This is a genomic window from Pseudoduganella sp. GW821-FHT12E03 (genome assembly GCF_058807115.1).
Map to the genome: position 1 here is coordinate 453,520 of NZ_JBXAQJ010000006.1, position 11,563 is coordinate 465,082.

General features: G+C 62.6%; 11 protein-coding genes. 2 read left to right on the forward strand and 9 right to left on the reverse strand.

Going from position 1 to position 11,563, the window contains the following annotated elements; all coding sequences use genetic code 11:
- Nucleotides 1-104: 104 nt before the first annotated feature.
- Together AC1RRC_RS18105 and AC1RRC_RS18110 are read left to right on the forward strand one after the other, a co-directional pair.
- Nucleotides 105-590 carry a YajQ family cyclic di-GMP-binding protein gene (locus AC1RRC_RS18105; protein WP_493056909.1) on the forward strand — a complete coding sequence of 162 codons (486 nt, stop codon included), beginning with the start codon at nt 105-107 and terminating at the stop codon, nt 588-590.
- 86 nt (nt 591-676) lie between these two features.
- On the forward strand, nt 677-1,936 hold the full coding sequence (locus tag AC1RRC_RS18110) for a nitronate monooxygenase (RefSeq protein WP_493056910.1): 1,260 nt from the start codon (nt 677-679) through the stop codon (nt 1,934-1,936).
- A 95-nt stretch (nt 1,937-2,031) separates the two neighbouring features.
- On the opposite strand, the gene AC1RRC_RS18115 is transcribed toward AC1RRC_RS18110, so the two are convergent.
- From AC1RRC_RS18115 to AC1RRC_RS18155, 9 genes are all read right to left on the reverse strand, one after another.
- Entirely contained in the window at nt 2,032-2,964 is a 933-nt protein-coding gene (locus AC1RRC_RS18115; RefSeq protein ID WP_493056911.1) for an exopolyphosphatase, read from the reverse strand.
- 107 nt (nt 2,965-3,071) lie between these two features.
- On the reverse strand, nt 3,072-3,815 hold the full coding sequence (locus AC1RRC_RS18120; protein WP_493056912.1) for a phosphatase PAP2 family protein: 744 nt from the start codon (nt 3,813-3,815) through the stop codon (nt 3,072-3,074).
- Nucleotides 3,808-5,442 carry a phosphoethanolamine transferase gene (locus tag AC1RRC_RS18125; RefSeq protein WP_493056913.1) on the reverse strand — a complete coding sequence of 545 codons (1,635 nt, stop codon included), beginning with the start codon at nt 5,440-5,442 and terminating at the stop codon, nt 3,808-3,810. Before AC1RRC_RS18125 ends, AC1RRC_RS18120 begins: the two co-directional genes overlap by 8 nt.
- A gap of 85 nt (nt 5,443-5,527) precedes the next feature.
- Entirely contained in the window at nt 5,528-6,778 is a 1,251-nt protein-coding gene (locus AC1RRC_RS18130) for a sensor histidine kinase (protein WP_493056915.1), read from the reverse strand.
- Nucleotides 6,775-7,476, reverse strand: coding sequence for a response regulator transcription factor (locus AC1RRC_RS18135; protein WP_493056916.1), 702 nt, complete (start codon nt 7,474-7,476; stop codon nt 6,775-6,777). Before AC1RRC_RS18135 ends, AC1RRC_RS18130 begins: the two co-directional genes overlap by 4 nt.
- 52 nt (nt 7,477-7,528) lie before the next feature.
- A complete protein-coding gene (locus tag AC1RRC_RS18140) occupies nt 7,529-9,064 on the reverse strand; it encodes an ABC transporter permease (RefSeq protein ID WP_493056917.1) in 1,536 nt (511 codons plus the stop codon).
- The gene (locus AC1RRC_RS18145) at nt 9,061-10,011 is read right to left on the reverse strand and encodes an ABC transporter ATP-binding protein (protein WP_493056918.1); all 951 of its coding nucleotides are present in this window, start codon (nt 10,009-10,011) and stop codon (nt 9,061-9,063) included. Before AC1RRC_RS18145 ends, AC1RRC_RS18140 begins: the two co-directional genes overlap by 4 nt.
- 70 nt (nt 10,012-10,081) lie before the next feature.
- Nucleotides 10,082-10,792: an autoinducer binding domain-containing protein gene (locus AC1RRC_RS18150; protein WP_493056919.1), complete on the reverse strand. Its 711-nt coding sequence runs from the start codon at nt 10,790-10,792 to the stop codon at nt 10,082-10,084.
- Between the two features lie 97 nt (nt 10,793-10,889).
- Nucleotides 10,890-11,453 (reverse strand): GNAT family N-acetyltransferase, encoded by a 564-nt coding sequence (locus tag AC1RRC_RS18155; protein ID WP_493056920.1) that lies wholly within the window; start codon nt 11,451-11,453, stop codon nt 10,890-10,892.
- Nucleotides 11,454-11,563 lie beyond the last annotated feature (110 nt).

An 11,563-nucleotide genomic window follows, 5' to 3' on the forward strand; every position in this document is an offset into this window, starting at 1 on the left:
TGCCAACCCGCCAAAAACGACCGAGCGTTCGGGCCGTTGTCCGTTAAAATGGCACATCTTTGCGGCAGCTTTCTTGTCGCAGCATTAATATTAAAGGAAATATCATGCCGTCGTTTGATGTAGTCTCCGAAGCCGACATGATCGAAGTGCGTAACGCCGTCGATCAATCCAACAAGGAAATCACCACCCGTTTCGACTTCAAGGGCAGCGATGCCCGCGTCGAGCAAAAAGAAAATGACTTGACCGCATTTGCGGATTCCGACTTCCAGCTGAGCCAAGTACGCGACGTGCTGACCAACAAGCTGGCCAAGCGCAAGGTCGACGTGCGCTTCCTGGACGAAGGCAAGGTCGAGAAAATCGGCGGCGACAAGGTCAAGCAAGTCATCAAGGTCAAGAATGGCCTGGACAGCGACACCGCGAAGAAAATCACCAAGGTCATCAAGGAAAGCAAGATGAAGGTGCAAGCCAGCATCCAGGGTGAAACCGTGCGTGTCACCGGCGCCAAGCGCGACGACCTGCAGGCAGCCATGCAACTGCTGCGCAAAGATGTACCGGATACCCCGCTGGAATTCAACAATTTCCGCGACTAAGCCCTCACAGCTTCTCCCCATGTACCGTTAAGCGGGGCGCAGGCATTGTGCCCGGCCCTGCTGCTTCACGTAGTTTAAGGACAGTAATGAAACGAGTTGACGACTTCCGCCTGCGTTTGGGCGACAAGGAATATGTGCCCATCATGATCGGCGGCATGGGCGTGGACATTTCCACGGCCGGACTGGCGCTGGAAGCTGCCCGCCTGGGCGGCATCGGGCATATCTCGGACGCCATGGTGGAAGACGTGTCGGACCGCCGCTTCGACACGACCTTCGTCAAGGATAAAACCAAGCTCTACAAGCACAACATCCTGAACATGGACAAGTCCAGCGTGCAGTTCGACCTGGAACGCCTGGCCGAGGCGCAGCGCCTGCACATCGGCCGGACCATGGAAGCGAAACAAGGTCCCGGCCTGATCTTCGTGAACTGCATGGAAAAGCTGACCATGAACGGCCCGAAGGAAACCCTGCGCACGCGCCTGAACGCGGCGCTGGACGCGGGCATCGACGGCATCACCTTGTCGGCCGGCCTGCACTTCGGCTCGTTCGCCCTGATGGCGGACCACCCGCGCTTCCGCGAAGCCAAGCTGGGCATCATCGTGTCGTCGGTGCGCGCGCTGCAAATTTTCCTGCGCAAGAACGCCAAGCTCGACCGCCTGCCTGACTACGTGATCGTGGAAGGCCCGCTGGCCGGCGGCCACCTGGGCTTTGGCCTGGAAGACTGGAAAGAATTCGACCTGCACGTGATCACGCAGGAAGTGCTCGACTACCTGAAAAAAGAAGAGCTGGACGTTCCTGTGATCGCCGCCGGCGGCGTGTTCACCGGCAGCGACGCGGTTTCGTTCCTGGAAATGGGCGCGGCCGGTGTCCAGGTGGCGACCCGCTTCACCGTCACCAAGGAATGCGGCTTGCCGGACAAGGTCAAGCAGGAATACTTCAAGGCCAGCGAAGAAGACATCATCGTCAATGGCGTCTCGCCGACCGGCTACCCGATGCGCATGCTGAAGAACACCCCAGCGATCGGCGCCGGCATCCGCCCGGGCTGCGAATCGTATGGCTACCTGCTCGATGCATCGGGCAATTGCGCGTACATCAATTCGTACAACCGCGAAGTCCTGGCCAACAACGGCAGCGACAAGGGCATTTCCGTGATGGACAAGACTTGCCTGTGCACGCACATGCGCAACTTCAATTGCTGGACTTGCGGCCACTACACGTACCGCCTCAAGGATACGTCGTACAAGATGCCAAACGGCGACTACCAGCTGCTGAGCGCGGAACACGTGTTCAAGGACTACCAGTTCAGCACGGACAATTCTATTGCCTTGCCTGAGAAAGAGTTCTAATTCGTTTGCGGTTTCACGTGAATTGAATTAATGCAGCAGGTAACAAAAAGGCGCTTCACGTTGAAGCGCCTTTTTCATTGGTGCGGCGAAGAAGTTCAGCCTTCGCTGGTAATGCGCTGCGTCAGCGCCCCCAGAACATCTTCCGCCATTTCATTGTCAACCTGGCAGGTGCCCGCATTTTCATGGCCGCCGCCGCCGTATTCCAGCATCAGCGCGCCGATGTTGGTCTTCGACGTGCGGTTCAGGATCGATTTACCGGTCGCAAACACGGTGTTCTGGTTTTTCAGGCCCCACAGCACGTGGATGGAAATATTGGTGTCCGGGTACAGCGCGTAAATAATGAAACGGTTGCCCGCGAAAATAGTTTCTTCATTGCGCAAGTCCAGCACCACCAGGTTTTTATGCACGGTGGCGCAACGCTGGATTTGTTCCTTGCACTTTTCGACGTGGTCGAAGTACAGGTCCTTGCGCTCTTTCACGTCCGGCAAGTCCATGATTTCCGCGATGGTGTGATTACGGCAGTAATCAATCAAATCCATCATCAGATTGTAGTTCGAGATGCGGAAGTCGCGGAAACGGCCCAGGCCGGTGCGGGCATCCATCAGGAAGTTCAGCAAATCCCAGCCTTGCGGGTTCAGTACTTCGTCGCGGTTGAAGCGGGCCGAATCGCCTTTGTCCACGGCCGCCATCATGTCGTCCCACGACGCCGGGAAGGCCGCGCGGCCGCCATAGTAGTCGTACACAACGCGCGCCGCCGACGGTGCGCTTGGATGAATGATGTGGTTGGTGCGCTCGCCCGTGTTGCGGATGGTTTCCGACAGGTGGTGGTCAAACGCCAGGTGGACGCCGGCCGCATACGGCAGGTTGGTCGTGATGTCCTTGTCACTGACGGCGATTTTGCCGTCCTGCATATCCTTCGGGTGCACGAACAGGATATCGTCGATCATGTCCAGGTGCTTCAGGAGCACCGCGCAGACCAGTCCATCGAAATCGCTGCGGGTAACCAGGCGATATTTATTTGCTGACATGGGAAACACCTTTTAGTTGAAAAGTAGCTAACATCCGGCATCTCATGATTAAGATGCAATGATGAATAATACAACTCAACTCCCCGGCTTGCCCAGTGCCAGCGGCATCAATTTGCAACGCGTTGCCGTCCCGTCGTCCGGCGCGCACCGGTTGCGGTGCGCCATGCGTGCTGCGCGGCCAACAGCGCCAGCAAGATGGCGGCGGCAATCCACATCGACCACAGCGTATGGCTGAGAAAATGCGCGCCGCGCAATTGTTGCATCCAGCCTACGAGTGCGCCAAACACCAGCGCCCAGCCGGCCACCAGGGCCGCCCGGCGCGCGTCATGCGGCAGCCAGAACACGGCCAGGCCCACCAGCCATAACGCGCTCGACGCATGGCCGCCCGGCAGGCAATGCCCTGCCTCGACCCAGCGCGGCATGTGCTCCAGCAAACGGTAATACGGCTGGTAGCCGCCATAGCGCTCCAGGTCCCACGGGCAATGCGAATGGCTGGCGCGCTTCAGCAGCGACACGGCCAGCGGGATCAGCACCGCGCCCAGCGCCAGCAGCCGCAACCGCAATTGCCACCACGGCGCCAGCGCACGGCCCCGCCGCAGGCCATCCCACAGTACTGCCGCCACCGGCAGCGCGCCCAGTGCCGTCAACAGCAGTTTCAAGGCGCCATGGCCAAACCGTTCGGTCAGCCACGCGTGCCGCCATGGGAATTCATGGGTGTGGATATCGAACATGGCGTCGGCCAGCCACAGGTCCAGCCCACTATGCCCCTCGAGCAGGATCAGCAGCGCGGCAAACGCCAGCCCGCCCGCCGCCCGCCGTAACGCCTGGCCCGACAACAGCTGCTCAGCCATGGGTGCAGGCATTGAAGAGATCGAGTGCCGGGTTATAGACCGCCGTGCTGATGTCGAGCATGCCGAGCACCGAGTGGAACACGTTATCGTGCGAAAACGGCTGGCCCGCGCGCGCCGCCACGCAGGCGCGGTTGATCTTGAAGCGCTCGGCGTACTGGCCGGACATCCACAGCATGAAGGGGACGCGGCGCTGTTCCGGCGGCGAAATGATGTACGGCGCACCGTGCAGGTACATATTCTTTTCACCCAATGATTCGCCATGGTCGGAGAAATACATCAGCGCCGTATCCACCTCCGCCTCCGCGCCGGCCTCTTGCAATATGCCGATGGCCTTATCCAGTACATAGTCGGTGTACAGGATGGAGTTGTCGTAGGCCGCCGTGATTTGTTCGCGGCTGCACTTTTCCAGGTCATTGGTTTCGCATACAGGACCGAATTTCGCGAACGCCGCCGGATACCGTTTCCAGTACGCGGGACCATGGCTGCCCTTCTGGTGCAGCACGATCACCAGGTCGTTGGTCGCATTGCGGATCCGTTCCGGCAAGCTCTGCAGCAGCTTTTCGTCGTAGCACTCGTCGGCATTGCACAACGGGTCGCCCGCCACCGGCTGCGAGATATCTTCGTAGCCGACCCGCGCGCAAACGCCTTTGCAGCCCGAATTATTGTCGATCCACACCACGTCGAGGCCGGCATGCCGCAACACGTCCAGCATGCCTTCCTGACTTTGCGCCTTGCCATCGGAATAATTTTCACGGCCCAGCGCGGAAAACACGCATGGCAGGGAGACCGCCGTGGCGGTGCCGCACGACGCCATATTGGTGAAATTGATCAGGCCCGCGCGCTGCGCCAGGTGCGGGTTGGTCTCGCGCGGATACTGGTTCAGCGAGAAATTCATGGCGCGCGCGGTTTCCCCCACCACCAGGACCGTCACGGTACGGCGAGGCCGCCCGGTCCACGTGACGCCGCGCGCCGCATCCCGGCCCAGGGGCGCCACCACCATGGGGCGCGCCAGCTTTTGCTTGATGAAGCCGTTGACGGCCTGGATATAGTTGGCCGGCGTCAGCAGGAAGCGCAATTCGCGGTGTTCCCGGATCGCCGGCGCATAACTCTTGAAAAACAGCATCAGGATGGCGGCCGCCAGCGCCAGGGAGCCCAGCACCATGGCGCCATTGACCAGCACCCGCCGGCCATTGCCCCCCTTGTAGGTCAGTTGCAGGCGCGACACCAGCAGCGCCGGCACGATGCCCAGCAAAACAACGGTGGCCACCATGTTCACGCTCAGCAATTCCGCTGCTTCGCGCGTGTCGGTTTCCACCACGTTTTGCACCATGGCCTTGTCGATCTGCACGCCATACTGGTTCATGAAATACGCGGCGGCCGACGTCATGACGAGCAGCGCCATCACGACCGGCTTGATGACCGGTTTGAAATTGACCAGACTGAGACAGGCGTTAAACAGCAGCACCAGCAGCGCAAAGGTCGCCGCCAGCAGTGGCAGGTTGCCCAAACTGAAACCGCCGGTCGCCTGCAGGAAGCGATGCCAGAATGCCTGGTTATAGGCCACCACGAGGAACGATGATGCCACGACGGTAAACAGGGGGGCGCTGATGCGGGGAGAAAAGCTCACGGTACTATCCAGTCTGATCCTGCGCCGCCATGGGCGCGAGAATGCAAGATAGCGTACCGCCGTTGAAGTTCCCGTCAGGGTTGCGTTAAGGAATCGTTAAATCGGATGACAATGGAAAGGCGATGGTGAAAATACTGCCGCCACCGGGACGGTCTTCCAGTTCCAGGGTCGCGCCCAGGTAGGTACAAATGCGCCGCACCAGCGCCAGTCCGAGGCCGGTTCCCGCCGATGCGCTCGAAGGCGGAGCCGCCACCTGCCCCGCCAGCGCCGCGCGCACGGCGGCCGGCAAGCCGGGACCGCTGTCTTCAACGATGACGCGGCGGCCATCGAGCCGCACGGCGATCTCGCCTTGCTGCGTGTACTGGCAGGCGTTGCGCACCAGGTTGCCGACCACGGCCGCACACAGCTCGCGCGGCGCCCGCACGCCAAATGGCGCGCCGCCTTCATAACTCAGCCGTACGGCGCGGTTGGCCAGCATCGGCCGGTAAGCCTCCACTTCCCGCTGTGCCACGCTGTCCATATCGACTTCATCCATCTGCGCCAGGTCCGGCGCGCGCGCCAGCAGCAGCAAGACATTGACGCAACCACCGGCTTCCTGCGCGGCGCGGTAAATCCGCTCGGCCGCCGCCAGGGTGGCCGGGCTGCCGCCGTTGGCCATCAAGACTTCGGCGGCGCCCATGATGACCGTCAGGGGGCTGCGCAATTCATGGCTGACGTCGCCCGTGAAAAACCGTTCACGCTCCAGTACCGCGCGCAATTCATGCGTGTGCGCGGAAAACGCCCGGGCCAGCATGCCCAGTTCATCGTGACGCTCCTGCAGCGGCAATTCCGCAGCGCCGCCACGGACAGCGGCGGCCAGTTCCTCCACCGGCGTCACTAGGCGGCGCGCCACATAACCGCCCAGGAACCAGGAAAACGCCAGGAAGCCGATCACGCTGACGGCAAACATCGAGTACACCAGCAATTCGACCTTTTCATAGTCGCTGGTATGGTCCACCACCACATAATCGCCGTGCGCATCGCTGCCGGCCAGGATGTGCAGGCCGACGCCATCCACTTCTTTTTCCTGCAAGCCGGCGGGCAAACCGCGCAGCGAACGGGGAATATCGGCGCCCCGGTGGAAGCTCAGGCCCGCCGGCATTTCCACTGGCAATCCGGCCACGCTGCGTGGCGCCGCCCACACTTCGACATCGCTCAGGCGGTTATCAACCAGGTGGGCTTCGATCCCCTCCACCGCCAGCGCGACGATCACCGTGAAAAACAGCGCGAAGCCCAGCGCATACAGCGTGTAGCCAACGGCGATACGGCGCTTCAGGCTTTCCACCGCGCGCGTCATGCCGGTGCCCCCGGTTCGTCGCCGGGCGACAGCAGCTTGTAGCCGATGCCGGGCACCGTGCGCAGCATGGCGAATGGGAAGGGTTTATCGAGCGCCTGGCGCAGCGCATGCAGGTGGGTTCGCAGCGCATCGCTGTCGGGGCGGTCGTCGCCCCACACTTCATGTTCCAGCGTGTCGCGCGAGACCAGCCGTGGCGCCTCGCGCATCAGGCAGCGCAGCAAGACAAACCCGGTGCGCGTCAGCGCCAGTGGCTTGCCGGCCCGCGTCGCGGTATAGGTGCTGGTGTCGAACACCAGGTCGCCCACGCGCAGCACGGCCGTGCCCTGCCCCATGCCGCGCGCGCGGCGCACCAGCGCCTTGAGCCGCATTTCCAGCTCTTGCAGTGAAAAGGGTTTGACCAGGTAATCGTCGGCGCCGGCATCGAATCCGGCCGCCTTGTCGGACAGTGTATCGCGCGCCGTCAGCATGATGACGGGCGTCGAGATGTGCAATTCATTGCGCAGTTTCTGGCACAGTTCCACGCCGTTCAGGCCCGGCAGCATGACATCGAGCACCACCGCATCATACTGGTGCTGGGTTGCCAGCCCCAGTCCCGTATAGCCGTTCGGCGCCGAGTCGAGCGTATAGCCCCGGGGTTCAAAGAACTCGTACAGGTTGGCGACAATATCGGCGTTGTCTTCAATGATCAGCAGGCGCATGCGGATATTGTAGCCGCATGCGCCATGACCCGTGCGCTGCGGGCCATCCGCGTCAGGCCACCATGGTCAGGCGTGGCCAGCTGAGTAAATAAGCGATGCCGGCGCCAGGCAGCAAGGTGGTGTGCAGCATCACGGTCCATGCGGAGTCGCTGGCGACATTGAGCACCGCCATGCCCTGCAAACCGAAATACGCGCAGCCGCACAGCAAGACTTCCACCGGGCGGGAACTGCGCGTCAGCGCCGCCAGCGCCATGCTCCAGCTGGCCAGCGATCCGCCCACCACCAGGACGGCCAGCGCCGCCATCGGTGCATGTCCGGCAAACTGCAGCATCGCCGGCAAGGTCCACAGCCAGCCCAGCATCAGCAGCATGGTCCAGCGTGCGAAAAAGATCCGGCGTGCGCCCCGCGCTGCGGAAAACATGATGGCGTCGGCGCCGTGCTGCGATTCGCGCAATGGCGCATTGCCATAGACGGGCGCCAGCAACAGCCAGGCGCCGATCACGCCATACGCCGCCCATGGTCCCCCGGATGAACATTGAAACACCCATGCCAGCAACACGCCCAGCCACCACATCGGCTTGCGGCCCTGCAGCGCCAGTTGCAATTCCGCCGCCAGCATGGCGCCGCCATGGGTGCGGCGCAACGGCAGCAATGCGATGCCCAGCCAGCGCGCCACGCGCGACGTCCCGCTGCCGGCATCGCGCTGTTCGGCCTTGCGGCTGCTGGCGGCAATCCGGTCCAGCAGTGGCGCCGCCAGCAAGACCGCGCCGACTGCGATGGCCAGCCATAACAGGCGGCCCGCCACCTGCGCCGGCGACAAGGTCCAGCCGGGCCAGTCGAACAGCACGGCGTCGCGTCCGGCAAAGCCGCAGCCGATGCATGCCTTCAGCGGCCCGTCCAGCATCCCGCCCAGGTTGGCTTGCAGCGCTTCATGGAACAGCGTGATGCCGCGCGGGTCGCTGAACCAGTGATGGCCGGTGGCGCTTTGCGCCGCCATCGCGATCGATGCGCCGGAAATAAAGAAGAACAGGATGCTGCCGGCAGCGCCACGCAGGCGGGGCAGCAGGTCGAACCAGATCGCGAACATGGCCGTGACGGCCAGCGACGGCACGGCAAACAGCAGCACCGGCGCCAGCATCTGGCCCAGCGCGACATGGCGGTCTTCGCCGCGCCAGACTTGCGCCGCCAGTCCCACCAGCACCTGTGGCGCGAGCAGCATGGCCAGCACCAGCATGTGGCTGCACCATTTGGACAACAGGTAGGCCGCGCGGCTGAGCGGTGTCGCTTCCAGCAATTCCCACACGCGCGTTTCAAAATCCCGCCGCACCGTGCCGCGCAACAGCTGGAAGCCGGCCAGCGAGGTCCAGATCGACAGCATGCCCAGCACCATGCCGATCCATGCGCTGGAATACGCGCCACGGTGGTTGCCGTTGACGCCGACAATAATGTATTTCGCCGTCACGGGAGGAAAGCACAGCCAGGTCAGGCCGACCGACAGGGCCAGCACGACCCAGAACACCTGGCTGCGGGTACGCTGGCGCAAATCCGCCGCCAGCAACGCGCCGAAGCGGTACAGGGCGCCGTTCATCGCTGCGCTCCTTCGTGGCGGGACAGCAGGTACATATAGGCATCTTCCAGGCCCGGCGTCACCGCATGCGCATCGCCGCAGGGAGCGCGATCCGCCACCACCCGCACCTTGACACCGTGCGGCTGGCGCAGCGACGCGCTGACGCGGAATGCGGCGCGCACCGCCGGCAATTCCGTGGCCGGCACGGTCCATTCCCACACTTTTCCGTGCGCCATCTGCAGCAGGGCTTCCGGCATGCCGTTAAAGCACAGGCAGCCCTTCACCATGATGGCCAGCGTGGTGGCGGACGCTTCGATGTCGGGCACGATGTGGGTCGACAGGATCACCAGGCGCTGGCCGGACAGGTCGGTCAACAGGTTGCGGAAACGCAGGCGCTCTTCCGGGTCCAGCCCGACGGTCGGTTCGTCGACAATCAGCAATGCCGGGTCGTTCAGCAGCGCCTGGGCGATACCGACGCGCTGGCGCATGCCGCCGGAATAGGAACCGATCTGGCGGTTGGCCGCCGCTTCCAATCCGACCAGCTCCAGGCAGTCATCGACACGGCGGCCCAGTCCGGCCTGCGGCAGACTTTTCACGGCGCCCATGTAGCGCAGGAATTCACGCGCTGTCAGCGATGGATAGGCGCCAAAATCCTGCGGCAGGTAACCCAGCGTGTTGCGCAATGGGTCCGGGTCGGCGGCGATGTCTTCGCCATTCCACAAGATCGTGCCGGCGCTGGGTTTGGCCAGGGTCGCCAGCATGCGCATCAAGGTGGATTTGCCGGCGCCGTTCGGTCCCAGCAAGCCCAGGATGCCGGGGGCCAGGTTCAGTGTGATGCCGCTGACGGCGCGATGGCCGCCGCTATAGGTGTAGCCGACGTCCTGCAATTGCAGTAGCGGTTGCGCCGCCATATAGGGGATGACCGTTTCCTGCGCAGCCTGCCACCGCGCCATCGTTGCGTGATTCATTGCGTTGCTCCTCGTTTAATGCCATATCAGCATTAAACGCGAGCTGCGCTTTGCAAGTAACTGTCAACCTTTACAGGAGGCGCAGCATGGCGGCTTTCACGGCGGCCGAGGTCTTGTTGGCGGCGCCGAGTTTTTCCACGGCGTTATTCAGGTGGAAGTTCACGGTACGTTCGGAAATCGCCGTGATTTGTGCGATTTCACCGGAGGTTTTACCGTCGGCGGTCCAGCGCAGCATTTCCACTTCGCGCGCCGTCAGTTCAACCGAAGCGGCATTGTGCGCATTCGGACGGGTAGCGGCGATGCGGCTCACGGCGATGTGCGTCGCATGTGCCAGCCATGACATTTGCAGCGCCTTGGCGCGCAACTCCTGCCCGCTCAATGCTTCGCCGCTGCGGGCCAGGGTCATCATGCCGACATTGCCCTGCGCATCGTAAGACGATTGTGCCCAGCCGACTTGCAAGCCATGGCTGCGCGCCTCTTCCCAGAAGGGCCGTGCGTGTTCGAACAAGGCTTCCGACCAGATCAGCGGCGCGGTGGATCGCAAGGCATGGGCCACGGTGGGATCCACCGTCATGTAGTTGTGTTCCGCATAGCGTTGCTGCCACGCGGATGAATACGTGCTGCCCATCATGACGCGGGGATTGGACAGGGGGAGCGGCGAGCGCATGCCATAGGCGCAGTAATCAAAACCCAGCGCGCGAGCGGCTTTATCCAGCGCCGCCAGCATGGCGCTTTCGCTGTCAGCGGCATCGAATGCCGCAGTGATATCGTAGATGTCCAATCCGGATCGCGCTTCACACTCAAACTGTCAACTGTCAACATTGACAGGTGGTGCGACAGTAACAGCCCGCAACAACAATGTCAAAAGTTCAAGTAGATCATGTTGCAATGGTGCTGCAGCCATTGCCCTCGCGGCGCATGATGATGGCGGCATGGGAGGCGCCATCGGGCGCGGCAAAATACGCGGGCACGGCGCCGATTTCCCTGAAGCCGGCGCGGCGGTATATGTGGCGGGCGCCCAGCCATTCCGGATGCACGATCAGGATCGCGCTGCGCAGCTGGCGGTGCCGTTCGCGCATGGCATCCAGCGCGCCATTAAACAGGCGGCCGCCCCAGCCGGCGCCGCGCAATACGGGGTCGAGCACCATCGATGACACGTAGATTTCTTCGCCATCGGCGCAGTGCGTCGCGGCGGCGCTGTGGTCGCGCGCAAAACGATCGGCCGCCACCTCGGCTTCATAGCGCCAGAATTCCGCACACAGGTAGCCGTACAGATGGTTGTCGGGGCCGGCCAGGACCCAGCAGCCCTCGCCGCCTGCGGCCAGGCGCTCGGAAAACGTCGCCGCGGTTTCCTGGATCGCGGCGGCAAAACCGGCGCGTTCGAGACGCATGATTTCAGCCAGGTCGCTGGTGGTAGCCTGGCGTAAGTGCAAATGTTCCATGGAATTCCAAATGCAAAAAACCCCGCCAGAATCAACTGACGGGGTTTTTCTATATAACTAGCCTGACGATAACCTACTTTCACACTGGTTGCAGCACTATCATCGGCGCA